This window comes from Helicobacter himalayensis (assembly GCF_001602095.1).
GTDB classification, from domain to species: domain Bacteria; phylum Campylobacterota; class Campylobacteria; order Campylobacterales; family Helicobacteraceae; genus Helicobacter_F; species Helicobacter_F himalayensis.
This window is the reverse complement of record NZ_CP014991.1, coordinates 1,554,185-1,579,959: the sequence shown is the minus strand read 5'-3', so window position 1 is coordinate 1,579,959 and position 25,775 is coordinate 1,554,185. Positions and strand designations below refer to the sequence as shown.

The following is a 25,775-nucleotide window of genomic DNA, read 5'->3' as shown; positions in this document are numbered from 1 at the left end:
GCGCCACAAAGCCCCAACGTAGCAGATTCTTATATATTCTTACACGTCAGATTCTGATACTTTGATTGTATGCTTAGCTACATTTTTTTATTTGGAAATCACTACACAAATGTCTATATCTATGGCTTTAGCGGTGCACTTAATATCACACAGACAAAAGGCTTTGGGGGAGTCGCAAAAATAGGATTTTCTTTTTTCAATAAAGTTGGCGAGAAAAACTCTTTTGGTATAATGTATGAGTTTTGGAGTTTGGAGGGTTCAAATCTCACTGCACTTACAGATTACACCGGCAAAAGTGTGGCGCTCTATGAACCCAAAAACACCTCGCATATTGTGAGATTTTACTACTCGTGGGATTTTTAGGGATTAATTTTTTTTGAGGAGGCGCTCGTGGATACGGGCTACAAAGAGACTTTTTTTGCGCTAGAAAATGTGTTGCAAAATTTCAAGCTCACGCCAAAGGATATAGCGCATATAATCCTTACGCAAGGGCATAGTATGATTTTGTTTCAAAAAGGTGAGCAAAAGATTCTCTTTATCGCGGATTTGGTGAATCTTTCTGAGTTGCAATGTCTTGAGCCGGGTATTTTTGTGAGTTATGATATTGATAAACTCCAAGCAGCGCAGACAAGGCGCGATATGCTAGAACTTTATAAAGACACGCGCTTAATCGGCGCGCATTTCCCATTCCTAGCCCCGCTTAATCTCACGATTTTAGAAAACATAGCGCAGTAAATGAAAAAATATTGCTTGATTCTGCTTTGCGCGCTATTTCCGCATATTTCACACGCAAAAAGTGGTTTTGAATATTTTGGCGATGGAATGCAGGTGCTTCCATTTATGATGATGGCATATAGCTATTATATCGATGATATGCAAGGGGTGAAAGAGCAGGCACTTGGCGCTGGCGCGACATTGCTAACCACGCACGCGATAAAGCAGGGTTTTGTGATACTTTCTCGCAGCGATGAGGGTCTTGCACGCATTTCGCAGCGTCCAAACAATGGGAGTTTTGATGGATTCCCAAGTGGGCATACTTCTTTTAGCTTTTCAAGTGTGGGCTTTGCGCACAAGCACTATGGGTGGAGGAGTGCACTTCCTTTAGGTGTGCTTTCTACACTTACAGGCATTTCAAGAATCTATGCCCAGCGCCACACCACCACGCAAGTCATCGCTGGCGCGCTTTTAGGCTATGGACTTTCATATTTGTTTGCTTCAAAGTTAGATTCTAAAAATATCGCTCTAAGCGTTGGTGTAACCCCAAATAATGGCTATACGCTAAATTTTATAAAAGTTTTTTAGCAAGTTCCAGAAACTTTTTTATTCTAGTATATAATTAAGCCCAAATTTGCAAGGAGCAGGGGAGTGAAGATTCTAACAATATGCGCGTTTTGTATGAGTTTGGCGTTTGGAGAGAGTGGCATTATCCAAGCTTTGCAATCACAATTTCAAGAATCTAGTGCGCAAAGTAAGCGAATAGAGGATATTTTCAAAGAACGTGGTGTAAATGTTGAGGTGCTAGAGGTGCAAAATCTAGGCAATGGGCTAGATTTTGTTATCGTGCAAGAGGAGAAGCAAGGTGAGAGAATGCCGCTGCTGGTGACAAATAATGGCGCGGTGATAATGCCTGCAAGTGATGTGTGGAGTGATGATAAGGAGTTTTCCCAAAAGCTAGAAAGTGTGCGCTCACAATTTCAACAAGAAAAAAGAGAAAGGATAGAATCCAAAATTTTAGAGATTTTTTCCAAACACAAAGAGGCTGTTATCACCTTCAAGGCAAAGCCACATGTGAAAAATCATAAAACTTTCTATATTGTCTCTGATGCAAATTGTCCTTATTGCCATTCGGAGCTAGAACATCTTGATGAGCGTTTGGAATCTGGAAATGTTGAGATGATTGTCGTGGGATTTTTGGATTTAAGTTCCGTGCATAAGGCTGCAAAGATTTTGGAAGAAAAAAGCAATGATGAAGCCAAGAATCTTATTTTGCTAAAAAAATACTACAACAAAGAACGAGATAACATCGGCTTTAGCTCTAAGACAAATCAAGTTATGCAATACACTAAAGAAATTAGTGCAAGTGGCGTGCGTGGTGTGCCTTACATTATCGAGCGCGATTAAGTTATGAAAAAGGGAAATGTTTGCAAATTGCACCAATTCTTGAGAAATTTTTTGCGCCTTTTATAAATGAAAATGCTAGCGAGCGCGAGGTTTTAGAGCTTTTGCGTGAGAATATTATTTTAGAGAAGGGTGCGCACTATTTTGACTGGACGGCAAGTGGGCTTGGTTTTTGGCTTATTGAGAAGCGTATAAATGAGATTCTACCTTTTTATGCAAATACGCATTCCTTTTTCGCTACGCACGCAAAGCTCACTTCAGCGCTGTATGAGGAGGCGCGCGCAAGGCTTAGTGCGAGTTTAGGTTTAGATAGTGAGTTTGCGCTTATTGCGTGCGGGAGTGGGGCGAGTGGGGCGATTAGGAAGTTTCAAGAATTGCTCGGGCTTTATATCCCGCCAAAAACACTTGAGATTCTGCAAAATAGCGGGCTTTTGCGTAATTTAAGCACGCAAGAGAAGGCAAAACTTGCAAAAGTTTTTATAAGCTCATATGAACATCATTCGAATGAACTTTCCCTGCGTGAGGGGCTTTGTGAGATTGAAAAGATAGGTTTGGATTCCAATGGGCGCTTTAACTTAGATGATTTAGCTAAAAAATTGCAAACTCTTAATGCAGAATCTAGCGCGCGCGTGATTGGTGCATTTTGCCTTGCATCAAATGTGAGTGGGATTTGCACACCATTTAAAGAAATCGCAAAGCTTTTTAGAGAATCTGCCACAAATGCACCACTTGCATTTGATGCTGCGAGTAGCTCGCCGTATTTTAATATCCCAAAAGAATGTTTTGATGCGCTTTTTCTTGCGCCTCATAAGCTGCTTGGCGGGATTGGCGCGTGTGGCGTGCTGGCGTTGCGCAAGAGTTTTTTAGATTCTGCAAAGCCTAGCTTTAGCGGTGGGGGCGTGGTGGAGTATGTGAGCGATAAGGGGCATATGTATATTAATGATGTAACACATAGAGAGGAGGCTGGCACACCACCGATTTTAGGGCTTTTGCGCGCAAGTTTGGCGTATCAGTTGCGCAATGAGGTGGGCTTTGCATTCATTGCACGGCGCAAAAAGGTACTCACACAAATCTTACTTAACGAGCTTAAATCAATCCCTGCACTTAGCCTTTATGGAGATTGGAAAAGTGCGCACGCGAGTGAAAATCTAGGAATTATTAGCTTTAATGTCGCGTGTGTATCGCCTACAAGTCTTAGCAGGATTTTGAGTGAAAAATTTGGAATCCAAACGCGCGCAGGCTGTTCGTGTGCTGGAGGTTATGGGCATTATTTGATGGATTTAGAGCATTTGGTATGCGAAAAGGACGCAGATTCTCAATTTAAACTTTTAAATGACTTATACCGCAATCCGCAAAAACGTCCCGGCTGGGTACGTGTGAGTTTGCATTACACACATACTTTAGAAGATATAGAATCTCTTGTAGATTCTCTGCATACAAGTATAAAAATCCTGCGCACGCAGGGCTAGTGTTTTTGTTGATTGACATTATCCGCGCAGAAGTGCATTCCGCTTTTGCGCACTACACACATCATTTTTTAAAAAATGGTAAGGCTACAAGATTCTATCAGAGCACTTCGTGTTTTTTAAGAATCTAGAAATTTATTTGACTTTTTTAGAATCTCTTTGCTAATGCTTGCAATGACTTTAAAAAGCGGGATTGTAGTTTGGTGTTTGTGGAAAGTAGATTGTAAGTGTGAATTTGTATGGGCAATTTCGCACAAGCAATAAAAAATCATAAGAGATTTTATAGCCCTTGTCCTTGGCATTTTGAGCATTTGACAAAAAGGCGCATATCGTGGCTGATGAGCTTTGCACCGATTTCTTGGCAGATTTTGATTTGTATTTCTTCAATTTGTGGATTGACAAACTCAATAATATCTCCGCAATTTAGGCAAATGATGTGATCGTGATGCTCTTTTGCAGCGATTTCATAGCGTCTGCCACTTTTATCGGCTTCAAGGGCTGTGATAAATCCTTCTTTTTCCAAAAAGCTTAAGATTCTATACACTGATGAAATGCTAGCATTCTTGTCGTGCGTGCGGATTTGGTTTGTGATTTCTTCTGGGCTTAAGTGTGTGCCACTTTTATAAAGAACGGTGATGATTTCCTCGCGTTGCTTAGAATTTTTTAAACCATTTTTTTTAATATCCCCACGCAACCGCTCTAAAATCGCATCAAGTGTTTCTAATCTCGTATTGCTCACCATCATAGGATTTTCCCCTTAGCTTGTTTTAAAATTCTCATAATTATAGCTTAACAAAGAAACAAAGTAAGAATAACATAGCAATCTTTCGGGATTCTCACAGGATAAAATCGATGCTCGATAAATATATGTGGCTAAGTAGCTTTGGGCGATTATTTAAGTTTTTTATGTTCTTGGAGGCTATTTCTGTGGGGCAAAAGAAGCAAGTGCTTGCTTTTTGCGCGTTTTTTGTGTAAAATCGCGTCCTTTTTGTGTTGTTTGGCTTTGAAAGCTAAGTCTAAGCTAGATGACACTTAAAAATCTTATACCATTACAAGGAGGTCATTATGGCTTTAGATATGGCGAAAAAGAAAGAGATTATTGCAAATTTTGCAAGAGATTCTAAGGATACGGGTTCATCAGAAGTGCAAGTGGCGCTTTTGACGCAACGTATCGCTGATTTAACAGAGCATTTGAAAGCAAATCCAAAGGATCATTCAAGTCGCTTAGGACTACTTAAGCTCGTAGGGCAGAGAAAATCGCTTCTTGCATATCTCAAACGCACGCAGTACGAGCGCTATGCAAAGCTTATCAGCGCACTAAAACTCAAAGACAGATAATCTCGAGCCTACCTAAAACTAGCCTAAGGCTAGTTTTTAATACCCATTTTTAAACACTTTTTGCAAGTTTCACTGGATTCTAAAGTAATAGGTTTTGCCTATTGTGTAGTATTTTTGTTTTGCAACAAGAAAATATCGATTCCATTACTAACACTTTTTTGCTCGATGATTTCTATATTTTCTAAAGGTAGTCCATTAGAACTTATGAAATAAAATCTTGATTTGTCTGCAATAGCTGTTTTAAGTTTGTTTTTGTCAGATTCTATTGTGTAGAGTTGTAAGTCATTGAGCTGATACAAAAAGTATGCCCACTGCCAATTCCAATTTGGCAAATGAATCACAACAGGTGTTTTTACTTGACTAAAAATTGAATCTGGCAGAGATTTTTTAAGCGTATCAAGTTTGTAATGATAAAAAAGTGAGCCAACAAAGCATAAAGATAACAATACACTTATTTTTGGGATTCTATAAGAAAGTAGTAAAATCCCAACACATATACCCAAAAACAAAAAAGGGAATATGGGCATAATATAGCGCAAGGTTTTATAAGGAGCGAGATATAAAATTCCGCAAATCCAAAGAATACTAAAAATAAAAACACCCAATGTGAAAGCAAGGTTACGATTTAGGTATTTTTTGAGTGTTTTGTATTTGCATAGCAAAAGAGAACATAAAAAAATTAAAAGCACAAGTATAAAAATATTTATCAGGTGCGTGTGTAGAATATCTATTAAGGCATCAAAAGATTTTTGGAGATTTTCAAAAAATACTTGTAACTGGAGTTTGTCTAAGGCTTGTTTAGAGCGTCCTCCTTGGTCTAAACCTAGAAAATAACTTTGATAAAAAATTTTACAGAATCCAAAACTTAATGCAGTTGCAAAAATAATTTTTAAGCCATTTCTAAAATGTACACATAGCAGAACTATGACACATGGCAGGACAAAAAACAATGTAAAATAACCAGAAAGCAGAAAAAGTGCTGTGCAGAAAGCAAAATAAACTAGAAACCAAAAACCTCGCCTTGGATTCTGAAAAAACAACAAGAGATTAAGGACAAATAAAAGAGCCAAAGCTTCTTGCAAGGCATATTCTCGAATGAAAATAGTATTTGAAACACTTGCTGAATTAAAAAAAGCAAGAGCTAAAAATAATGGAATCAAGAAATTAAAGCCAAAAAGTCTGCGGGCAAGGAAAAAGGCAAAAATAAAACCATAAGCAAAAAAGACTAGATTTAATCCAATTCCACGTTGCTTGATCCATTCAAAATCGCCGGTTTGCACGCCAATATGCCATAATCTATAAAGTATGTAATATAAATTTGGGTGGTCAAGGTCCCACTGATTATTTTTCCACAAACCCTTAATATCAGAAATCGCATCAGCAAAACTTCTATCGTGCCAATATGCTATACCCTTCAATTCTTTACCAAAAAACTCTCCATTTGGTAAAGGCTTGCCCCACATATAGCCACTATTCGCACTAATCGCAACCGAAAGACTTTCGTCAATATGAAAGGTATCTTTTTTATAAGCAAAATACAAACGCAAAAAAAGCGCAAAGATAAAAACAATCAAACAAAGAATCAAGAGAAATTGTTTTGAGTGAAGAAACTGCAGAAATTGCGAGAAAGACTTTTTAAGATGAAATTTATTTGCTAAATTCCTAATAGGGGGGGGGGTAATAAGGTTTTAATAATATCCATTTATAAAGCTCCCAAAAGCAGAATTTTTAAGAGTTGCGATTTTAGCTAGATTCTGCTTAATTTAAGCTATCAAAGCCAAAAATCACTAGAATTGCGCTTCCGCTTCTTCCGCTCTTGTGCTTTAGATTTTAAATCTCCCAACAACGCGACAGAATTTAGCAATCTTATCAACTAGAAAATGTTGAGTATGTGCGCGATAGCTAAGGCAAGAATCCTACAATCTCACCAATCAAACGAGGTGAAATATACGCGTGGGAATATGGTGAGGCGGAGTGTAGGGTGATTTGACCGCTTGAATAGGACATAATCAAACTACATACTTTAAGCTAGCAATCCTTTTTTGGGACCACTTTTGCCGTGGCAAAGTTTGTATTTTTTACCACTTCCGCACGGACAAGGATCATTGCGCGAGATTTTTGCTTTTGGTGCGTTTATCGCGCTTTCATCTTTGTTGAATGAAAAATTCTCTTCGCTAGATTCTAGAGAATCTAGCACCTTTTGCGCGGCTTGTTTCTCATCCTCTTGAGATTTCAAGCGCACAATTTGCAGGGTTTTAGTGGTATCAATTTTGAGATTTTCAACAAACTCTAAAAAGAGGTTGTAACTCTCTTTTTTGTATTCTACAAGCGGATCTTTTTGGTTATAGCCACGCAAGCCAATGCCAGTTTTGAGATTGTCCATCGTGTAGAGATGCTCGCGCCACGAGTTATCAAGCACTTGCAGATAGATGATGCGCTCGATTTCATTACGTTGCTCTTTGCTTAAAAGTGCCATTTTAGCTTCATATTCCTGCGTGATTTTGGCATTGAGTGTTTCTTGCAATTCTTCGTATTCTAAACCTTCTAAATTTTGCACAGAGGCAATGCCTAACTCCTCTTTTAAAATTGCTCGCAGTGTGTTTAAATCAAAATTTGCGCTATCTTCATTTGGGAAAATCTGCGCGCGCTCTAGCAAGTGGCTAAGTGTGGTGGTGCGGTTTTGCGTGATTTTTTCGCTCATATCAAATTCCGCATTTAATAAATCATCGCGCAAGCGATAAATCGCCTTTCTTTGCTCGTTTGCGACATCATCATATTCAAGCAAATGCTTGCGAGATTCAAAATGCAGACTTTCCACCTTTTTTTGCGCGTTTTCGACTGAGTGCGTTACAAGGCTCGATTCTATGTACTCGCCATCTTTAAGCCCCAAGCGCTCCATAATATTTTTTAGCTTATCACTCCCAAAGATTCTAAGCAAAGAATCTTCTAAGCTTAAATAAAATTGACTAACGCCCGGATCGCCCTGCCTACCGGCACGCCCGCGCAATTGATTATCAATGCGGCGGCTTTCGTGGCGCTCTGTGCCGATGATATACAACCCACCAAGAGCGCGCACTTCATCATCAATTTTAATATCCACGCCGCGTCCAGCCATATTTGTAGCGATTGTAACCGAGCCTTTTTTGCCCGCGTCTTTGATGATTTCAGCTTCTTTGGCATGTTGTTTTGCATTAAGCACATTATGCGGGATTCTGGCTTTTTTTAGCAGTTCGTGCAATACTTCGCTTTTTTCAATGCTAGCAGTCCCCACAAGCACCGGCTGTGTGCTTTTGTAAAGCTCGATGATTTTTGTCACAACAGCATTAAATTTTTCTCTCTCGCTTTTATAAATTAAGTCGTTTAAATCATTGCGCTTGATTGGGACATTTGTGGGGATTGAGACGACATCAAGGTTATAAATTTGCAAAAATTCGCTTGCCTCAGTTTGCGCTGTGCCAGTCATTCCGGCAAGCTTACCATATAAGCGGAAGTAATTTTGGAAAGTAATATCCGCAAGTGTTTGGGATTCTTCTTTAATCGCGACATTTTCTTTGGCTTCAATAGCTTGATGTAAGCCCTCGCTAAAACGCCTGCCCTCACTTAGTCGCCCTGTAAATTCATCGACAATCACCACTTCACCCTCACGCACCACATAATCTTTATCTTTCAAAAAGAGGTAATTTGCCTTGAGTGCTTGGTCTAGATGGTGGGATAGCGCGGCATTTTCAATGCTGTAAAGATTATCAACCTTAAAAAGCAGCTCGGCATTTTTAATGCCTTCTTCTGTAAGCAAAATCACGCGGTTTTTTTCATCAATATTAAAATCAGATTCTGCTTTGAGCTTCTGCGCCACAGAATTTGCAAGCTGGTAATTTTGCATAGTGCGATTTACAGGGGCTGAAATAATCAAAGGCGTGCGCGCCTCGTCAATAAGGATAGAATCCACCTCATCAACAATGGCGAAAAAATGGTGCTTTTGCACCTTTTGCGCGAGGTCGTATTTCATATTATCGCGCAGGTAGTCAAAGCCAAATTCATTATTCGTGCCATACACGACATTGCTTGCGTATGCACTAAGCTTGAGTTCATCATCACGCAAATCTGAAGTGATAATACCAACGCTTAAGCCCAAAAAATTATAAAGAGGTGTAAGCTCGGTGCCATCGCGGTTCGCTAGATAGTCATTCACCGTTATCACATGCACGCTCTTGCCACTTAGCGCATTGAGCGCGACCGCTAAGGTTGCCACAAGTGTTTTTCCCTCACCTGTGCGCATTTCAGCAATTTTCCCTTCGTGTAATACCATACCGCCAATGAGCTGGACATCAAAATGTCTCATTCCTAGCACCCTTTTGCTCGCCTCGCGTGTGATTGCAAAGCTTTCGTCTAGCACAGAATCTAGGCTTTTTCCTTCATTTTGCACGGCATTTTTGAGTGATTGAAATTTTGCTTGTAATTCCTCATCGCTTAAAGGTTGTAGGCTAGATTCTAGCGCGTTTATGGCATTTACGCGTTTTTGATAGATTTTAAGCATTTTGGTATTTCGTGAGCCTAAAATTTTATTAAGTATCATTTTTAGCATTGTTTCCTCGCTGGTTTTAAGTTAGGTGGTCGTTGCTTGAATTAGAGTGGTGATTTTAGCATATTTTATTAAAGCCTTTTGTCTGAAACCGCGCCTAAGTTTGAACATATTTACATTTTTTACTTAAGATTTTGGGATTTTGGTATGAAAATCTTTGGAGAAATTGTAAAATGAATTTTGGGACAAATATTTCAATGAAGCGCGTGATGAGGGTGTGTATTTTTGTATTTTCGGGCTTTTTGGTTTTTGGCTTTGGGGCGGAATTTGAGCTAAAAAATCTTAAGAGTTTGGAGGCAGATTTCGTGCAGATGGTAAGTACGCAAGAAGAGATGACTTTGAATTATAGTGGCAAATTGCAGGCAAAAGCGCCAAATAAGGCAAAGTGGAGCTATGAGCCGCCAATGCAAAAAGAGGTTTTTGTCAATAATAAAGAACTCATCGTCTATGAGCCAGCACTGCAACAAGTCCATATTCAAAATCTTAGCACGCAGCAGGATTTTTTTGAGATTCTTAGTAAGGCAGAGGAAGTTGAGGGTAAAAAGCACTTGAGGGCTAAAATTGATGACATTGCGTATGATATTTATCTAGATTCTAAAGGCTTGCCAAAACGCATAGAATATAGTGATAGCTTGGAAAATACGACAATCATCATATTGGAAAATATCAAGGTAAATCCAAAAATAGCAGATTCTGTGTTCGTCTTTGTTGTGCCAAAGGGCGTTGATATTCTTAGGCATTAGGGTTTTTTGGGCGAAAGCTTTTGCGAATCTAGATATTTTGCAGATTTAAAAAATAGCGGATTGAGGCGAAACCTCGCAAATTGCATACATTATCAAAGTTAGCTTTGAGTGCGGATTCTAACTCTGTGCGTTTTTGTGGCGTGTCTATCCCACCAAGTGCAAAAATACGCGACAAAAGCGTAGAATCTAAGCTTAAAAGTGTTTTTATTCCTAGTGGTGCGCCCTTATTTGGTGTGGAAAAAATGGGGCTAAGTGTGCAATATTGCGCTCCAAGCGTGAGTGCGGATTCTAACTCTGTGATGCTATGTGCGCTAAAGCCTAGATTAAAATCTTTTGGCAAATCACGCAAAATGGGCAATAAATCTCTTTGTATGCCTTTTAAATGCACGCCATCAAAGTAAGCGAAAAGCTTCTCTTGTGTTTGTGTGTCTTGAAAAATCTGCGTGATATTTGGGAGATTAAGAAAGCTTAAAACCCCATTTTTTTTGCAAAGCTTTGCAAATTCAAGCCCAAGAGGGAAAATTTCAGAATCTAGATTCTCTAAATTGTGGGAATCTAACCGAAACATTGCAAGATTTGGCTTGAAAGTAGAGAGAATCTGTGGAAAATCGCGCAAATATGCGCGCGTAGGGTTTGGGGTGATGAGATAAGACTGCAAATGCCTAGTGGTCAGAATCTACCACCACAGCACCATGCAAATAAACATAAGTAAGGATCATAAAAACAAAGGCTTGCAAAAACGCCATAAAAGTAAGAATTGCAAATGGCACGGCTGGCACAACCCAAGGTGCGAGCATTAGGATAATAAGCAAAAACATATCATCGCCCTTGATATTCCCAAACAAACGAAATGAAAGCGAGATAATGCGCGAAAAATGCGAAATAATCTCAACTGGCAACATTAACGGAGTAAGCCACCACACCGGACCAGCAAAATGCTTGAAATAGCTAAACACGCCCTGCGCTCTAATGCCTTCAAAATGGTAATAAAAAAACACCACAAGCGCTAGCACAAGCGTAAAACTAAGGCTTGAAGATGGTGCTTCAAATCCGGGGATAATACCAATCAAGTTAGCAAAAAGCACCATAAAACCAATCGTCCCAGCAAGCGGAAAATACTTCCTTGCGACTTCCTCACCCACAATGTCTTTTGAAAAACTTATCACGCCACTAAGCAATGTCTCATACACATTCTGAATCCCGCTAGGTACGAGTTGCATCTTACTTGTGGCAAGTTTAGCAAAGAGCAGAATTAACAAAGTGATTAAAAGCGTATAAAGCCCGATGACGAAATCCTGATGAGAAAAAAACTCCTCAAATGTGTGCGAATACAGCAAACCTGCAAAGGTGAAAACTCTCTCTTCCATATCTATACCCTTATTTTAAATTTTTGATTATTATGCCTAGTTTTGAGTAAAAGAAATATTAAACTTTGCAAGAATTAAAGAAATTTTAGAGCTAGATAAACTTTGTGTTGATTTTACGCAGGAAATAAAGGCTGACGAAAAAAAGCAATAAAAATGGACTAAGCACACCTGCTTCTGGTTGTAATAAACCGCTAATGCTTAATTCTGAAAAAGAGAAAAACAGCCCCCACACGATCAATGCACCCACAATACAGGCAAAACTAATAAGCGCGAGATTCCCATAACGCGCCAGAGATGGGATAAAAGAAGCGATGATTAGAATGCTTAATGGCACAAAGAAAGGCACAATCATTAGTCCATAGAGAATCGCGCGCATTTTAGTCGAGCTTGTGCCTTGTTGCAGAGAGATTTTGAGTGTGTCAATTGCATCAACGATTGAAACGGTGGGCTTATCTTGCGAAAAAGTATCAAGCACCTTTGGGCGAAATCCATTTAGCACTTCTAAATGCGTTAATTCCTCGCGTTTAAGCGCTGGTTTGCCAAGTTGCAAATTTTTATTAATATCCAAAAATACAGCATTTTCTAGCCTCCAAGAATCATTTGTAAAAAACGCACTTTTAGCGGTGTAATAGCTTCTTAATTCCCTGTTTTCTAGCTCAAAAATTTTAATATTCTCAGCCCGCGCACCGCCATTTTCGAGTGGGAAAATTTTTCCCATAAAGATGTATTTATCATTAAATTTTAAAAGCACATCTTGACGGACATTAAGCACGGCTTGATTATTGATGATAGATTCTGCGCTTTCTTGTGCGTAGGCAAAAGGTGTGCAATTTAGCCCGATATGCAAACATGTCACCAAAGTCGCCACAAGTAAAATTGGCTTTAAAATGCTAAAACGAGAGAATCCAAGCGCCAAAAGTGCGGTGAGTTGGTTGCTTTTCAAAAAAGTGATGAAAAACATAATCGAGCTTAACACCAGTGAAATAGGCAATGTGTAGCTCATCGCATACACGCTATCATAAAACAAAAAAAGGATAAAAAGGTTTGCAGAATCTGGCAAATCATCAACATATTTCAGCGTGTCAATTCCCACAAAAAAGAGTTCGAGTGCGAGAAACACGATTAAAAAATACTTCAAATAATATTGCGTGATAAAGCGAAAAAACATTACTAGCTGTCCTTAGATTCTCTATTTTGCGGTGTTGATTCTGTGTAATTATAGCTTTTTTGGCGCGTATTTTTTGCAGAATTTTAAAGAGTTTTTGGGTTTGGGACGATTTTAGGGTTTCTCGTAGTATAATGCGAGATTCTAAATTTTTAGTTTCAAAGAAGGAGTTTGAAAATGAAAGCACAATTTTTAAAAAAACTTGCTTTTGCCGGTGTGCTTAGTGCGCTTTGTGTTGGGAATCTAAGTGCAGCGAGCAACAACAATTATTTCCAGCAATACAAAGGTTATGAAAGCTCACTTTTGTCAAATTTTGGCAATGGTAGGGTTATCAAAGCAAGCACAAAGGCGAATTCTGCAACTTGGGTGTTTTATAATGAAGGGCATTTGGGGTATTCGTATTCAAAGCTCGGAAGCACGATTTTAAATTCCGCTGACATCGGCTATTCTAGCTATATTATGGCGATTCGTAGCGCGCGAGGTTTGCATCCTTATGTTGGCTTAGAAATCACTGCACCTATTTATTTGCAAGCACGCGGTGATAGCAATATTTTTGCAAATCCTTCCAGCCAGCTTCCAAATGGGCGCGGTTTGTTGGGTGAGACAGGATTTAGAGGTTGGGGTGTGCAAGTGCCTGTCGTCATAGGTGTGCAAGCTGGCTCGTTTTATGCACAGGCAATGGGGGGCTATGCGTATCACTCAATCACTGATACATTTTACAAAAGCGAAGTAGAAAATGATTGGAGTGCAGATACTGCATATCAAGGAATCATCTATGGTGGCGGTGTAGGTTGGCGGCTTAATAATACCTTTAGTATGGGTGTGCGCTATATAATGGGTAACCTCACAAACACCACAAGAACACCAACAAGCGAGAATTTCAACGCGCTTAATAGTGATATTAAAACAAAAGACTTCCAAGTCCCATACTACCGTGTTTCTGTGATTTTTGGTTATGTGTTTTAAGAGTATAGTCTAACCCCTTAGATTTAATACATATTCCAAACCTAAAGCCGAGTCTCCCTCGGCGTAAATTTTAGCTTGAGAATCTTAGATTCTAATCAACCAAAAAACGCCGAGTATGAACGCGCAAGCGGAGCCGAAGCGGGATTCACTCCCGCATGAAATGCTTTGGAAAAGCGATTGCACACAAGAGCAGATAGAACGATTTGAGATAGGCGATGCTAGGTTTGCGTATAGTGAGAAAGTGTAGCTTAATGATAGAGAAGTTTTCTTTATGCCTTATGGGATTTTTTCAGAAAAAAATGCGCGAGTTATGGAGAAATGATATATCGCAAAAAAATGAGCAAAGATGAAGCCATAGGGATACTTAATAACACTTACAATTACAAGCCAAGAAGCTATGGAGGCATTTCAAAAGACATATTAAATTTTTATATGAATACAAACTTCAAGGCGGAGGAATTTATGAAAGTAAGCTTTAAAATGCTTTGTAATGGGCAACTTTAAATGTTTTTGTCATATTGAGCGCAAGCGAAATATCCCCTTTTTAGATTCTTCGCCCTCAAGGCTCAGAATGACAATGTTTATCATAGTTAAGGCAACTGCTCGATGCGATATTTGAGTGGTCGTCTTTTTGGTTAGAATCTTGTTTTTTTCTCCCCACTAAGCACATTATCACAAAAGCAGAAAATGTAAAGATTGCAAAAAACAACAAGGACATTAGCATTTTTTCTTTTTTTGTGTTTAATCCACTTTTTAACTTCTATTAAAAGGACAAAAATGCTCTCACTCTACGAACTTAACACAATGCTAACTAATGACAGCTTTGCTAATGAACGCGCTTTAAGCGGATACAAAGAAGCTGCGGTTGTAGGTGTTAGAAGTGGAGCATTACAAGAGAATAAAATTCAATTTGTGCAACACCACGCAGATATTGCAGCCCTAAGCCAAAAGAGCGAGCAAAAGAAAAATATGGCAAAAATCCTAAGCGGGCTTAATGACGAAGCTTTGGCAATGGCGACAAATAGACAAAGTGGAATCGCTATCGCACAAAGGCGAGAAAGTGGGCTTTTGGGCTTGCAGTATTATGTAAATAGCGCGGATACCGCAGATAGGCTACTTTATGAAAAAGTATTAAGCTTTATCAGCACTATTTCACAAAACCGCAGATGTTTAGAATGGTAGATAAAAAGAAAGTGGAATGATACTTTAGCATTAATACTAATGCAGGTAATAAAATAAAGTTGAGTGCTTTTGACTTGACTTTTAAATCCCAACTTAAGCAGCAAGGGCGAGAGGAACGATTCGTGCATTGGAGTGAGATTTTTAAAACTATCTCGGGTATCCGCCCTGATATTGTTACGCAACTTCTTCCTTTAATGTTAAAAGACACAGACTCGCAGATTATAGAAGACATCGAGGAAGTTTTAGCAAATGCGGATAAAGCATAAGAGGAACAAAGCAAAGCAAACGCGCCGATAACGCAGAAAATGCAAGAGCTAGAAATAGCAAAACTTCAAGCACAAATACAAAAACTACAAAAAGAGAGCTAAAAGCTAGAATCTCAAAGCGAGGTTATGGGACAAATGCAAGAGCAAATGAAACAAGAGGCACAGCTTGCCTCTCAAACTGAGCCACCTTGTCAAACTGAACAAAGCGAAGAAACTAAAGCGCCTACACAAACACAAGCGCAAAAAATGGCTAAGAAAACAATGCAAATTAGTGTAAAGGATATGTGCTAAGAGAGCTTTTGCATTAGCTTTAACCTATCTACCTTGTCATTAGCTTTTAAGCTTCCATTGTTATTACTTGCGCCTTTGGGCGAACCTTTTTTATCATTCTGAGCCTCCCTTTGTCATTCTGAGCGCAGCGAAGAATCTAAAAGAGATATTTCGCGCTCAATATAACAAAAAAAAGGGGATATTACTTTAAGCTTAAACTTAAATTCCCACTAAAATTTTCAAATTGTTTGTTTTCTGTGTTGTCTATCAAGTCAAAAAGATTCTTTTTTTAATTCTTCGTAAGTGTTGCCTTTTTCGCACTTATGAAGTCTTTTACACTTAAAACTATCCTTAAAACATTCTCTATAAGCTTTTCAAACACACCGACCTTTTTAAGTTTTTCTCTAAATTCCCTGTTGCTAAGCTCAGCTAATAGCTCGTGTTCGTTTCTTAATCCATAATCCTCTTTTTAAATCCTAATTCCTCTGTTTTTTCTGTAAGCTCTTTATAAATCGCCTTGATATTTTAATTGCGGTTTTTTGCATATCATTTAGCACGCTTGGATTTCTTTCATAAAGTAATAAAGCCCTTGATGATGTAGAGTGGATAAGCTCGTGTAAAAGGGTTCTGCCTTTTTCTTGTGCATTTGTATGGTTATGTTTTAGCCTTGCGGTATTACTATGCACTTCATAAAGTCCGCTAGCAGTTTTGTCTCCATTATGCAAAGCGTGGATAAAAGTAACTTCTAGCTTTTGTGCCATTGGTAAAACTTTTTCAAAAAGTTCCCTTTGTTCCAAATCGGGCTTATAATCATTGAAAATCTTTCTCACTACTTTTTCGCCCTCTTTTGTATTAAGCTTGTAAGTAAGGTTCTTTTCTTGTTTTGCAAGTTTGCTTTCATTGTTTAGAATCTTAAAGGCTATGTTCATTTTTCTTTTTATCAAGTCATAATAGTTTGCTTGTCCCAATTCACCCTTTTCTTTAAATTTTGGGCTTAGTATAATTTCCAAATTTTCAAAAAATTGCGCTTTTCTTAACTCAGATTCTTTTTTCCTAAGCTGTGCTAACTCTAACCCATAATATTCGTTCTCTAGCTCTGCTCTTGCTTGGGATTCTAGGTATTTTTCACCTATACCTCTAGCTCTTAGCTCTTGTATTTTTGCTTCCATTTCACTTTGTGGATAAGTTGCATATTCTATTGCGTCTATTTTATCTTTTATTGTTAGTTCTATAAAATCTAACATCTTTTTAAGTGTGTTGCTAGATTCTAGCAATTCCTTTTTTAAGGATTCTTGCTCTTGGGGGTTTTCTGTCTCAGTATGCTTTATGATTTTAGCTATATTGAAATTTTCTTGTAGCTCTTTTGGATTTATTTGCGCTAATTTTTCATATTCTTTTAATTGTTCAATTGATAAACTGCCTTTGTCGGTCTCGTTGGCTAAAGATTTGTTAGCCTGTAAAAGCGTTTCAGTGTAAAAAATTGTCTTGGCGTTTGGAGATCGATAAACAATTTTCGCACCTGCTTCAAGCTTATTTTTTAAAACACTTTCTTTTTTGGGTGCATTAGAAATACTTATAAAATAATCTTTAGTCTCTAAATTTACGCTAGTAAAATACAATTTATTATCTAACTCTTTTGCAAAAATAAACATATTATCAATATCTTTTATTATTGCGTCGGGTTCTTCTAGTGTTTCTTTAATTTGCTCTATGTATTGTTCGTGGTTTTTCTCTACAATTTTATATAAACTGCCTTTGGTTAGTCTAAACTCCTTACCTCCTAAAGCCTTTTTTATTCTTTCGTTATGGAATGGGATAAAATCCTGTTCTAAGCTATCAAGTTTAAAGGTTTTTAGCCATAGCTCTTGTGCGTCTTTACTTAAAATATGCTCTTGTCCCTTTTGGTCTGTAAAGGTTTCATCTTTTAAGCTTCCTAACTTTAAGGCTTCTAGCTCTTTTTCTAATTTATCTACTTCTGCTTTATTTTTATTAAACTTCTCAACTTGTCTTTTTTTAAAATTTTTGTCCATTTCATTACGCAAAGCCTGTATTTTTGCTTCAAGCTCTTGGGCTTTATTTTATGCTTGTGCGCTTGTTTCGTGGGTTGGTGTTAAATCTTGCGCGGTTTTTTCTGCTTTCTCCCTTAACTCTTTATTTTCTTTTATCTTTTTTAATGTTTCTTTTGCGCTTAAGCCTTGCTCTTTATGTTCGTTTAAAATCTCCCTTGTTGTTTTGGGTTTAGGTTTAACTTCATTTAAAGCAAAAAGTGGTAAAGTGTTGGTTAGGTTTGGTGGAAGATGGCTATTGCCTAGCGGTTCATCTGTGAAATCACCACTGACAACGGTCTGGTGATTTCCTAACTTCTTGTTTCTCCTATCTTTATAAGCAGTTATAATAAATTCTCCGTCTCTGCTTCCTAAAACTAAAGTATGCTCTAGTGTTTTAATTGTGTATTTGTTATCTTGCCCTTTTTCTAACTCTCCTCTTTCTACAATCTTATTTAATTGCGTAGGTAGGTCTTTAAACTCTCCCTCGTGTTTGTCTAAAATATGCTTTAATCCAAAGTTAGAATCTCCCCAAACAAGGCTAATATCTCCATTTCCGCTTAACTCTTCTAAGTCTTTGCGATAAAACGCACCATAAACTTGCCCGCTAAATTCTCCTTTTTGCCCTCTTTCTTTAAAGTCCTTTGCTTCTGCTAGGAGTTTTTCAACTGCATTTTTTCCATCGTGATAATATTCTGCATAATTTGTTCCAAAGTCTTTATTAGGCGTTATGTTTAAAGCTTTTTGTATTGCTTCTCTAATGTCTTTATATTTATATATCCAAGCTCCATTGTCTAAAAACTCTTGCTCCTCTCCCTTAAGTATAAGTTCAAGTTTAACACCCATAAGCCCAGACTCATCATACCAGTCCAAAGGATTTTCCACACCTTTTTTTAAATGCGTTCTTTTTTGCGCCATTGTGCCTGTTTTTGTGCCAAAATGCCTTTATAGCGAAGCTAAGCGTGCGGAAATTTGGAAAGCTTCTTTTGTGCGAGTGAGCAAAAGTAGGCTATTTAGGAATTTTAAGGAACTTTGTGAAAGGTGGATATTTTTTAGAAATCAAGCCTCGTAGAATCCAAAATCACAAATTTAGATTCCACTTGCAAACTTTTAGAAAGCCAAAAAACTATAATCCTTAAAAGCTATTTACAAGCACAATGATAAGAAGTTTTTAAGTTTTTTCTTGCTTAAATTGCTTGCAAAAGGGCAAGAATGAATGAACAAAAATATTTGATTCTGCTTAAAAAGCAAGATAAAACAAAGCAAATCCAAAGCTTTGAATTTAAAGATTTTAAGCTTTTGGTTCAGTTTTATCAAAATCCTAAAATTTATAGTTACACAAAGGAAATTTTTTATTTTCATTCACAAGCTAGAGATATAAGTATGCAGGTTGATTTTGAGAAGTCAAAGCTTTTTGGGGCGCAAAAAATTTTGTGTTTTGATACCTATAGCAAGGTTTTTTTCAAAAATGAAAGCTTGCTTGTTTTGACTAAAGAGCTTGTATTTCGTGATACAAAAATAGATATGGATTATTTTAAGGCTATTGCAAAAATCGTTTCTCTTAAAAATACCAATGAAGAATCCTTACTGCAAAGAGCTTTGCAAAAGATTACCCATTTAAATGCTTTAGAATTTTATCTTTATCCAAAAGCTACTAGAAAAAGGAGTTTAAAAAAGCCTTTGATTTTCCCTTTTGGCTCTAATGAAAGTCAATACAAAGCCGTGCAAAATGCGATGACTCATCAAATAAGCATTATCAAAGGACCGCCGGGTACGGGTAAAACACAAAGTATTTTAAATGTCATCGCAAATGTCCTCTTGCATAAACAAAGCATAGCCGTAGTTTCAAACAATAATGCTGCGTTAAAAAATATCTTAGATAAATTAGAAAGCTATGGTTTTGATTGTTTGTGTGCGTTTTTAGGAAGCAGAGAAAATAAAGAAAAATTCATACAAAATCAAAAGCTTATTTCTCCTGCCTTTAGATTCAAAAATAGCTTGGAAGAAAAAGCATTGCAAGTGCTTAGCCAAAGCGTCAATACTATCTTTGATTTAGAAAATCAAAAGGCGCAAAATCAAAACCTTTTATCAAGCTTTAAGCTTGAATTTAGGTATTTTAAAGCAAGTTTTAAGGCTCTAAATTTCAAAAGACGCAAAAATTTGCATTCTAAAAGAATCTTAAAAGAAAAAATGTGTTTAGAACACAAGCAAAAACTAAGCTTTTGGGATAAATGTCGTTTGATTTTTTGGGTGGGTGTAGGGGATTTTGCGTTTTATAAACAAGAAAAACTCGAAATTTTAAAACATTTAGATTATTTGTATTATCGCTTTAAAATTTTGGAGCTTTATAGGGCTAATAAGCAGATTCAAAAAAGATTAGAGCTTTTAAAAAGTGAAGATATGCTTTTAAAATTTAAAGAAGAATCGCTGATTTACTTAGAAAATTTTCTTTATTCACATTTAAAAGCAAATGTTTCAAAAAGGCATTTTAGCTTGGAGGATATGCAAAAAGACCCCAAAGCATTCTTAAAGCAATATCCCATAGTGCTAAGCACGACGCATTCTATTAAAAACACTTTAAATTGTGAATTTGATTGGCTTATTATCGATGAGGCTTCTTGCGTGGATATACTCACAGGGATTTTAAGCCTTTCTTGTGCAAAAAATGCCCTCATAGTAGGCGATGAAAAGCAGCTTGGAAATGTGATTACAAATGAACATAGGCTAAAAATTCTTGAGTTAAATGAGCAGTATAAGCCCGCATTAAATTATGATTATTTAAGGCATAATTTTCTTAGCTCTGCTTTGCAAACTTTTAAAGAATGCCCTGTGGTTTTGCTAAAAGAGCATTATCGTTGCCATCCTAAAATCATAAGCTTTTGCAATCAAAAATTTTATAACAATGAGCTTATAATCCGTTCAAAAGATAAAAATGAAAAAGATGTTTTAGAGCTTATCACAACTTCAGGAAATCACGCAAGGGCTAAGTTTAATCTAAGAGAAATAGAAATCATACAAAGAGAAATTCTCCCTACACTTAAAAAACAAACAACAGATATTGGGATTATTACCCCTTATAATGAGCAAAAAAATGCCCTTCAAAACTCAGAGCCACAACTTGAAATCGACACCATACATAAATTTCAAGGCAGAGAAAAGGAAACTATAATCTTTAGTGCTGTGGATAATAAAATCAATGATTTTCTTAATGATGCACAGATTTTAAATGTAGCTGTAAGCCGTGCTAAAAGGTATTTTAAACTTGTGATTTCACAAGATTTGCTCCAAAGTCAAAATCATCTAAGTGATTTAGCAAAATTCATACAATATCATAATTTTCAAATCTCTAAAAGCCAGATACAATCAATCTTTGACTTACTTTATAAAGAAAATGCAAAGGCTAGAATGGCGTATTTAAAAAAACATCTTAAGGCTAAAGATTTTAATTTAGTATATGAGAGTGAAAAGCTTATAGCGGCTTTACTCAATGAAATTTTTACAAAAGCAGAATTTTCGCATTTAGATTTTGTTACTCATATCCCTTTGGCTAGAATCTTAAACAACACACAAAAACTCAATGAAATAGAGAGAAAATTCGCGCTCAATCCTTTAAGTCATATTGATTTTGTGATTTACAACCGCTTTGATAAAGGCTTGGTTGCTTGTATTGAGGTAGATGGTTATAACTATCATAAAGAAGAAAAACAAAGCAAAAGAGATAAAATTAAAGATAGTATTTTAGAAAAATACCATATCCCTCTTTTACGGCTAAACACTACTCAAAGTAAGGAAAAACAAAGGATAGAGGCTTTATTGCGTGGAAAGTAAAGTGAGAATGAAGCAAGCAAGTAAAAGCTTGATTTAGTAATTTTCGAAGAGACAAGACTTAATTGTTCTAATGTCTTGTTTAAAAATGAATCTTTTTGTTTTGCCCTTTGATAAAGGAGTTTTAGCGAGTAAAATTATAAGGCTTTTGTGAAATTCTAAGTCAAAATATGGGCTTAAAACCCTTGATTTGTTTTTTTGATATGGTGCAGGCTTTAAAATAAATATAAGGAGAGTTAATGTAATTTGATTCGCAGAAACAGTTTGTCACTCAATTATTAAGTGGAGGGTATAGCTTTGTAATCCCTCAATATCAAAGACCTTATCATTGGGGGACTAAAGAGCGTGAGGATTTGTGGGATGATATTATAAGAGTTTTTGACAATAGAAATTCGGAGAACTTGAAGAATACTTTTTAGGTTCTATCGTTGCTTACAGAAGTAAAGGTGATAAAAACACCTTAGATATTATCGATGACAACAAAGACCTACAACCTTAAGCCTACTCTTTAGAGCTTTTTACGAAAGCTTTAAAAATGAAAAACAAATGGCAAAGCGGAGTTATTTTGAAGGCTTTGGAAAATGTCTATGGGAATATGATATTGATGAGGAAAATTTCTTATTTGAAAATCCCCACCTTCAAAGTAAAGTAATTACAGAGAGATTCAGAAAATTTAAAGGTTTTGCTCGGTGAAAAAATTGACTCAATCGAGCTTGAAAATAACAAAACTTTACTTAAAAACAATTATGTAAAAAATTACCTTTTCTTTTATAACGAACTTTCAGAATTTAAACAAGACAGAACGCTTGATTGGGAGAATTTTTGCAAAATGTTTATCAACAAGAAGCGAGAGCAATGTTTTTTTTATTTTGCTTATAGTTTGTGATAGTCAAACATCCGCGATACTATATTTAATGCTTTTAAACTCTAGAGGAAAATCTCGAAGAATTCGCGCAGTGTTGGAAAGAATTAGAAGCTAAAGAAGAAAATGAAAAATCAATAGCTTAGATTTTTTATTCACACAATTGACGTATATTGCCAAAGCTGAGGCAGCTAACATGATACTACCATATCTAGCATTGTGGTGTTTTTCACAAAAGAAGATGAAAAATATCTTGATATAGACGACAATGATACTATTTTAGATAAATTTCTTTATGCAAGTTGGAAATCTTTTGTTAGTTGTTTGGTGTGGAAAAATAAACAATATTTTAAGGGCAAGGAATTTGACTCAAACTCATTATTTTACCATTTCTAAACAGACAAACAGGAACAAAACTCATTTTGGAGAGGGTTTTTAAAATCAATGCAGATATTCTGAATGATATTTACAAAGCATAATAAAAAATACACATTCCCTATATTTGATATTTGAAAGTTTTTATACTATGTTTAAGTAAAATGATACAAAGAAACTGAAATATATTTTATTTTTATATGCTTATATTTTATAATGGGTTTAAAGAAACCAATGATTTAAAACTTGAAGTGGAGCATATTTTACCAAAACCATGGCAAAATGCTAACTTTGATGGCTAGGATAAAGAAACACACAAAGAATATTTAGAACAAATCGGCAACAAAATAGAATATAAAAAATTCAAATTCCAAGAAGCAAAAGAACTTAGCCTGAGAGAAAAACACAATTGGGATAAAGAAGATATAGAGCAAAGAAAACAAGAAATTTATGAAGTATTGAAAGATTTTTTAAAGGATATTTTATAAAAATCTTACTTCTCAGATAAAATATTTTCAAAGCTTAAAGATAAATTTTTATCCTTTAAAATGCTTGTAACGTAAGCTAGTTTCATACTCTTTTCAATGTTTTTAAAAATCTATAGCAAATTTACTACCTTTAAACTTTCAAGCCTTTTTTACGAAACTTTAAGACTAATAAAGCTAAAAATTTACTAAACTATATTAAGGGGTTTTTTATGTATAAGGTTTTTATCCTTTTAATGGTGTTATTGTTTGTGGGCTGTGCAAAAAGCTTAGATTTAGGGATTGGCAAATACCCAACCCCACCTGTTAAATCTAAAAAAGCTGATGCTCAAAAGCGAGTAAGCTTAGTGCAAGGACCTGATTTATCTCAAAAATTAATGCCTCCAAGCACCAAAGCAAAAGGGCAACAAAAATACAAACAATATACAAGAATGCCTTTGTTAGGAAGTAGCGGACTTAGTGGTGTAGCTTCTGATTCTTTGTCTATTATGAGTCCAGAAGGTGGCGTACTAACGCTTTGGGCATTAAATGTCGGGAATTGGGTTTGGGGCTATTCCCTGATAGATAGTCTTGACTTTGGTGAGGCTAGGATTTGGCGGATTTTTACTAAAGCAAATGGAAGTGTTGCTATCCAAAATATCAAACAAAACACTTGTTTGAGCGCGTATAAAAATGGAGTGATTCACTCTTATTGCAATATGGACGATCCTAGTCAATTATGGACTTTTAATCTTTTTGATAATCAAGCCGTGCAAATTCAAAATGTCGCAACCAAGCAGTGTTTGCAAACACCAAACAATCAAGCAACAAGATTTTTTAGTATTTTTTTAACAGATTGTGTGCGCTCAAATACGCTAAATAGCGACCAACAATGGTTTATTATCGCGCCTCCTGTTAATGCGGGGCTAGTCTTTAGCATAGAGAATAATTAAGGGCTCGTGATGAAAATTTTTATGTTAATGCTTTTAAGTTTTGTCCTACTTTTTGGGAAGATTGAGGATTATATTATTGGGACTTGGAATCTGCAAGGTTCTTCAGCAAGCACAGAAAATAAATGGAATGTTAGTGTTAGGCAGCTTATCACAGGAGATAATCCTGTGGATATTTTAATGGTGCAAGAAGCAGGAAGCGTTCCAGCAAGTGCTAGACCTACTGGTAGAGCTATACAGCCCGGTGGAACGCCCATACAAGAATACATCTGGGATTTGGGGACGCGTTCAAGACCAAGAATGGTTTATATTTATTATGCAAATATTGATGTTGGGGCTAGAAGGGTGAATCTAGCCATTGTAAGCGGAAGTCAGGCTGACGAGGTTTTTGTCATCTCTCAAAATACGGTTGCACCAAATGTTTCGCGTCCTGTTATTGGGATTAGAGTCGGAAATGATGCGTTTTTTAATATCCATGCTCTTGCAAGTGGTGGAGGAGATGCCACGGCTTTAGTTACAGCTGTGCATGATAATTTTCTTAACCGCACGAATCTTAATTGGATAATTGCTGGGGATTTTAACCGTGACCCTGCGAGCTTATTGGCAGGGCTTGATACAAGGATTACAAATCACACGCATATTGTTACGCAAAACTCTGCGACACATTTTAGCGGAACAGGTGCAAATAGGATTCTAGATTATGCTGTGGTTGGAAGAAGTTCCCCAGATGCAAGAGCGCGTTTTGCCCCACCTGCTATTACTGCATTATTAATGGCTACTAGTGTGCGCTCACATTTATCTTCAGACCATTTTCCTGTGCGTTTTGGTAAATTTTAGGAGAGGAATATTATGCAAAGATTATTTATAGCTTTATTACTGGTGCTTAATGTTTATGGGGAAGGTCCTGAGATTCCAGATCTTGAGGAATTCACACCGCCTGTTTCTATAAGAAGTGCGTATTCTGGGGATATTGTAGGATTTGGAGAGGATAGGAATTGGGTATTGCGTGATATTCCTTTAACCGATGATATGCTAAGAGATGACCCTTTTAAGGATTTTCATTTAGGGGCTGTGCAGTTTGTCCAGCTTGGAACGCAAGATACTTGTTTGGCGATTGATGAGAGTGGGTTTTTTACGCGTAAATCTTGTCAAAAGGATTTGGAATCTAAAAAATACGAAACCCTTTATACGATTATCCCAACAACCACTCCAGCAGTGCAAATCCGCTCCTTCGTGCTTGAAAAAAATGAGTGTATGACTGTGTTTAATAATCCTACGCTTCCAAGTGGTAGAGGCATAGGGATACGCCCTTGTGATGTGGATAGTAGTATTCCTTTTGTGGATTTGAGTAATTTGTTTTTGCTTAATCCACCAATCCGCCAAGCACTTTTGATTAATCCTTAATTTTATGCGGGGCTTTTGGAGTGAAATGTGTGTAAAATTCACTCCCCTTGCTTATGTCGCTCTTGACGCTTATAGTGGCATTGTGCGATTTTAAAACGGATTTTGCAATAGAAAACTTCAGCCCGCTTCCGCCATTTACTATGATTTTTATCTACGCAAAAGAAGCATTCAGGTATGCACTCTTGTAATTCTTTGGGGATTCTTATGCCATTATCCTTAATGCGGAGTTCTACATTTTTGCCCAAAATTCTTGTTTCACTTTAACAAAGCCACCTTTGTGATTGTGTTTAGTCGCATTATCGCACAGATTAAAAATAAAATTTTCTAAAAGTTCATCTACGTCTAAAACATAGACATTAAGACCATAAGCTTTAAACTTTCTTTTGCTAT

The 25,775-nt window shown here is 36.7% G+C and carries 26 protein-coding genes and 1 pseudogene; 18 read left to right on the top strand and 9 right to left on the bottom strand.

What is annotated here, in order from left to right; genetic code table 11:
• Window positions 1–69: 69 nt before the first annotated feature.
• From A3217_RS07545 to A3217_RS07525, 5 genes are all read left to right on the top strand, one after another.
• Entirely contained in the window at window positions 70–363 is a 294-nt protein-coding gene (locus A3217_RS07545) for a hypothetical protein (RefSeq protein WP_066389284.1), read from the top strand.
• Between the two features lie 27 nt (window positions 364–390).
• Window positions 391–735 (top strand): MBL fold metallo-hydrolase, encoded by a 345-nt coding sequence (locus A3217_RS07540; protein WP_066389283.1) that lies wholly within the window; start codon window positions 391–393, stop codon window positions 733–735.
• Entirely contained in the window at window positions 736–1,302 is a 567-nt protein-coding gene (locus A3217_RS07535) for a phosphatase PAP2 family protein (RefSeq protein ID WP_066389282.1), read from the top strand. It abuts the gene before it with no gap.
• 63 nt (window positions 1,303–1,365) lie between these two features.
• Complete coding sequence (locus A3217_RS07530) at window positions 1,366–2,121, top strand: hypothetical protein (RefSeq protein ID WP_066389278.1); 756 nt, start codon at window positions 1,366–1,368, stop codon at window positions 2,119–2,121.
• Window positions 2,122–2,141: 20 nt separating this feature from the next.
• Window positions 2,142–3,587, top strand: a complete 1,446-nt coding sequence (locus A3217_RS07525; protein ID WP_066389277.1) for an aminotransferase class V-fold PLP-dependent enzyme — start codon at window positions 2,142–2,144, stop codon at window positions 3,585–3,587.
• A 116-nt stretch (window positions 3,588–3,703) separates the two neighbouring features.
• Here A3217_RS07525 and A3217_RS09100 read toward each other — a convergent pair whose 3' ends face one another.
• Window positions 3,704–3,856, bottom strand: coding sequence for a hypothetical protein (locus A3217_RS09100; protein ID WP_156471893.1), 153 nt, complete (start codon window positions 3,854–3,856; stop codon window positions 3,704–3,706).
• 8 nt (window positions 3,857–3,864) lie between these two features.
• On the bottom strand, window positions 3,865–4,326 hold the full coding sequence (gene fur, locus A3217_RS07520; RefSeq protein ID WP_066389800.1) for a ferric iron uptake transcriptional regulator: 462 nt from the start codon (window positions 4,324–4,326) through the stop codon (window positions 3,865–3,867).
• A 323-nt stretch (window positions 4,327–4,649) separates the two neighbouring features.
• On the opposite strand from fur, the gene rpsO reads away from it, so the two are divergent.
• Window positions 4,650–4,922, top strand: coding sequence for a 30S ribosomal protein S15 (rpsO, locus tag A3217_RS07515; protein WP_066389276.1), 273 nt, complete (start codon window positions 4,650–4,652; stop codon window positions 4,920–4,922).
• 98 nt (window positions 4,923–5,020) lie between these two features.
• On the opposite strand, the gene A3217_RS07510 is transcribed toward rpsO, so the two are convergent.
• Complete coding sequence (locus A3217_RS07510; RefSeq protein ID WP_156471892.1) at window positions 5,021–6,496, bottom strand: hypothetical protein; 1,476 nt, start codon at window positions 6,494–6,496, stop codon at window positions 5,021–5,023.
• 449 nt (window positions 6,497–6,945) lie between these two features.
• Window positions 6,946–9,504, bottom strand: a complete 2,559-nt coding sequence (gene secA, locus A3217_RS07505) for a preprotein translocase subunit SecA (protein ID WP_066389274.1) — start codon at window positions 9,502–9,504, stop codon at window positions 6,946–6,948.
• Between the two features lie 170 nt (window positions 9,505–9,674).
• Between secA and lolA the strand changes: the two genes are divergently transcribed.
• Window positions 9,675–10,244, top strand: a complete 570-nt coding sequence (gene lolA / locus A3217_RS07500; protein WP_066389273.1) for a LolA-like outer membrane lipoprotein chaperone — start codon at window positions 9,675–9,677, stop codon at window positions 10,242–10,244.
• Between the two features lie 28 nt (window positions 10,245–10,272).
• Here the strand turns inward: lolA and A3217_RS07495 are convergent, their stop codons facing one another.
• From A3217_RS07495 to A3217_RS07485, 3 genes are all read right to left on the bottom strand, one after another.
• On the bottom strand, window positions 10,273–10,902 hold the full coding sequence (locus A3217_RS07495; protein WP_066389272.1) for a thiamine phosphate synthase: 630 nt from the start codon (window positions 10,900–10,902) through the stop codon (window positions 10,273–10,275).
• 4 nt (window positions 10,903–10,906) lie between these two features.
• On the bottom strand, window positions 10,907–11,611 hold the full coding sequence (locus tag A3217_RS07490; RefSeq protein WP_066389270.1) for a F0F1 ATP synthase subunit A: 705 nt from the start codon (window positions 11,609–11,611) through the stop codon (window positions 10,907–10,909).
• Window positions 11,612–11,702: 91 nt separating this feature from the next.
• On the bottom strand, window positions 11,703–12,779 hold the full coding sequence (locus A3217_RS07485; protein WP_066389269.1) for an LptF/LptG family permease: 1,077 nt from the start codon (window positions 12,777–12,779) through the stop codon (window positions 11,703–11,705).
• 174 nt (window positions 12,780–12,953) lie between these two features.
• On the opposite strand from A3217_RS07485, the gene A3217_RS07480 reads away from it, so the two are divergent.
• From A3217_RS07480 to A3217_RS09475, 6 genes are all read left to right on the top strand, one after another.
• Window positions 12,954–13,742, top strand: coding sequence for a hypothetical protein (locus A3217_RS07480; protein ID WP_066389268.1), 789 nt, complete (start codon window positions 12,954–12,956; stop codon window positions 13,740–13,742).
• 115 nt (window positions 13,743–13,857) lie between these two features.
• On the top strand, window positions 13,858–13,989 hold the full coding sequence (locus A3217_RS09560) for a hypothetical protein (protein WP_257722269.1): 132 nt from the start codon (window positions 13,858–13,860) through the stop codon (window positions 13,987–13,989).
• Between the two features lie 71 nt (window positions 13,990–14,060).
• A complete protein-coding gene (locus tag A3217_RS07475; RefSeq protein WP_066389267.1) occupies window positions 14,061–14,246 on the top strand; it encodes a hypothetical protein in 186 nt (61 codons plus the stop codon).
• A gap of 273 nt (window positions 14,247–14,519) precedes the next feature.
• Window positions 14,520–14,924 carry a portal protein gene (locus tag A3217_RS09485; RefSeq protein WP_231860227.1) on the top strand — a complete coding sequence of 135 codons (405 nt, stop codon included), beginning with the start codon at window positions 14,520–14,522 and terminating at the stop codon, window positions 14,922–14,924.
• A gap of 59 nt (window positions 14,925–14,983) precedes the next feature.
• Window positions 14,984–15,190, top strand: a complete 207-nt coding sequence (locus A3217_RS09480; RefSeq protein ID WP_231860226.1) for a portal protein — start codon at window positions 14,984–14,986, stop codon at window positions 15,188–15,190.
• A 126-nt stretch (window positions 15,191–15,316) separates the two neighbouring features.
• The gene (locus A3217_RS09475) at window positions 15,317–15,481 is read left to right on the top strand and encodes a hypothetical protein (protein WP_231860225.1); all 165 of its coding nucleotides are present in this window, start codon (window positions 15,317–15,319) and stop codon (window positions 15,479–15,481) included.
• Between the two features lie 455 nt (window positions 15,482–15,936).
• On the opposite strand, the gene A3217_RS07465 is transcribed toward A3217_RS09475, so the two are convergent.
• Together A3217_RS07465 and A3217_RS07460 are read right to left on the bottom strand one after the other, a co-directional pair.
• A complete protein-coding gene (locus A3217_RS07465) occupies window positions 15,937–17,490 on the bottom strand; it encodes a PBECR2 nuclease fold domain-containing protein (protein WP_066389266.1) in 1,554 nt (517 codons plus the stop codon).
• Between the two features lie 48 nt (window positions 17,491–17,538).
• On the bottom strand, window positions 17,539–18,423 hold the full coding sequence (locus tag A3217_RS07460) for a putative barnase/colicin E5 family endoribonuclease (RefSeq protein WP_066389264.1): 885 nt from the start codon (window positions 18,421–18,423) through the stop codon (window positions 17,539–17,541).
• A gap of 294 nt (window positions 18,424–18,717) precedes the next feature.
• Here A3217_RS07460 and A3217_RS07455 point away from each other — a divergent pair, with 294 nt between their 5' ends.
• The 5 genes and pseudogenes from A3217_RS07455 (at window position 18,718) to A3217_RS07435 (ending at window position 25,385) form a co-directional block, all read left to right on the top strand.
• The gene (locus tag A3217_RS07455; RefSeq protein ID WP_066389263.1) at window positions 18,718–21,333 is read left to right on the top strand and encodes an AAA domain-containing protein; all 2,616 of its coding nucleotides are present in this window, start codon (window positions 18,718–18,720) and stop codon (window positions 21,331–21,333) included.
• Between the two features lie 278 nt (window positions 21,334–21,611).
• Window positions 21,612–21,749 (top strand): annotated as a pseudogene (locus A3217_RS09705) (GmrSD restriction endonuclease domain-containing protein); the annotation flags it as partial.
• Between the two features lie 1,515 nt (window positions 21,750–23,264).
• Complete coding sequence (locus A3217_RS07445) at window positions 23,265–23,984, top strand: RICIN domain-containing protein (protein WP_066389261.1); 720 nt, start codon at window positions 23,265–23,267, stop codon at window positions 23,982–23,984.
• Between the two features lie 9 nt (window positions 23,985–23,993).
• Window positions 23,994–24,818, top strand: coding sequence for a cytolethal distending toxin subunit B family protein (locus tag A3217_RS07440; protein ID WP_066389260.1), 825 nt, complete (start codon window positions 23,994–23,996; stop codon window positions 24,816–24,818).
• 12 nt (window positions 24,819–24,830) lie between these two features.
• On the top strand, window positions 24,831–25,385 hold the full coding sequence (locus A3217_RS07435) for an RICIN domain-containing protein (protein ID WP_066389259.1): 555 nt from the start codon (window positions 24,831–24,833) through the stop codon (window positions 25,383–25,385).
• Window positions 25,386–25,775 lie beyond the last annotated feature (390 nt).

What these genes read in the sequence shown, in the direction of transcription:
- A3217_RS07485 (WP_066389269.1), bottom strand. Translation starts at nt 12,779, where the DNA reads ATGTTTTTTCGCTTTATCACGCAATATTATTTGAAGTATTTTTTAATC.
- A3217_RS07545 (WP_066389284.1), top strand. Translation starts at nt 70, where the DNA reads ATGCTTAGCTACATTTTTTTATTTGGAAATCACTACACAAATGTCTAT.
- A3217_RS07480 (WP_066389268.1), top strand. Translation starts at nt 12,954, where the DNA reads ATGAAAGCACAATTTTTAAAAAAACTTGCTTTTGCCGGTGTGCTTAGT.
- A3217_RS07435 (WP_066389259.1), top strand. Translation starts at nt 24,831, where the DNA reads ATGCAAAGATTATTTATAGCTTTATTACTGGTGCTTAATGTTTATGGG.
- A3217_RS07440 (WP_066389260.1), top strand. Translation starts at nt 23,994, where the DNA reads ATGAAAATTTTTATGTTAATGCTTTTAAGTTTTGTCCTACTTTTTGGG.
- secA (WP_066389274.1), bottom strand. Translation starts at nt 9,504, where the DNA reads ATGCTAAAAATGATACTTAATAAAATTTTAGGCTCACGAAATACCAAA.
- lolA (WP_066389273.1), top strand. Translation starts at nt 9,675, where the DNA reads ATGAATTTTGGGACAAATATTTCAATGAAGCGCGTGATGAGGGTGTGT.
- A3217_RS09560 (WP_257722269.1), top strand. Translation starts at nt 13,858, where the DNA reads ATGAACGCGCAAGCGGAGCCGAAGCGGGATTCACTCCCGCATGAAATG.
- A3217_RS07490 (WP_066389270.1), bottom strand. Translation starts at nt 11,611, where the DNA reads ATGGAAGAGAGAGTTTTCACCTTTGCAGGTTTGCTGTATTCGCACACA.
- A3217_RS09485 (WP_231860227.1), top strand. Translation starts at nt 14,520, where the DNA reads ATGCTCTCACTCTACGAACTTAACACAATGCTAACTAATGACAGCTTT.
- fur (WP_066389800.1), bottom strand. Translation starts at nt 4,326, where the DNA reads ATGGTGAGCAATACGAGATTAGAAACACTTGATGCGATTTTAGAGCGG.
- A3217_RS07465 (WP_066389266.1), bottom strand. Translation starts at nt 17,490, where the DNA reads ATGGACAAAAATTTTAAAAAAAGACAAGTTGAGAAGTTTAATAAAAAT.
- rpsO (WP_066389276.1), top strand. Translation starts at nt 4,650, where the DNA reads ATGGCTTTAGATATGGCGAAAAAGAAAGAGATTATTGCAAATTTTGCA.
- A3217_RS07475 (WP_066389267.1), top strand. Translation starts at nt 14,061, where the DNA reads ATGATATATCGCAAAAAAATGAGCAAAGATGAAGCCATAGGGATACTT.
- A3217_RS09475 (WP_231860225.1), top strand. Translation starts at nt 15,317, where the DNA reads ATGGGACAAATGCAAGAGCAAATGAAACAAGAGGCACAGCTTGCCTCT.
- A3217_RS07460 (WP_066389264.1), bottom strand. Translation starts at nt 18,423, where the DNA reads ATGGCGCAAAAAAGAACGCATTTAAAAAAAGGTGTGGAAAATCCTTTG.
- A3217_RS07445 (WP_066389261.1), top strand. Translation starts at nt 23,265, where the DNA reads ATGTATAAGGTTTTTATCCTTTTAATGGTGTTATTGTTTGTGGGCTGT.
- A3217_RS07535 (WP_066389282.1), top strand. Translation starts at nt 736, where the DNA reads ATGAAAAAATATTGCTTGATTCTGCTTTGCGCGCTATTTCCGCATATT.
- A3217_RS09100 (WP_156471893.1), bottom strand. Translation starts at nt 3,856, where the DNA reads ATGATTTTTTATTGCTTGTGCGAAATTGCCCATACAAATTCACACTTA.
- A3217_RS07455 (WP_066389263.1), top strand. Translation starts at nt 18,718, where the DNA reads ATGAATGAACAAAAATATTTGATTCTGCTTAAAAAGCAAGATAAAACA.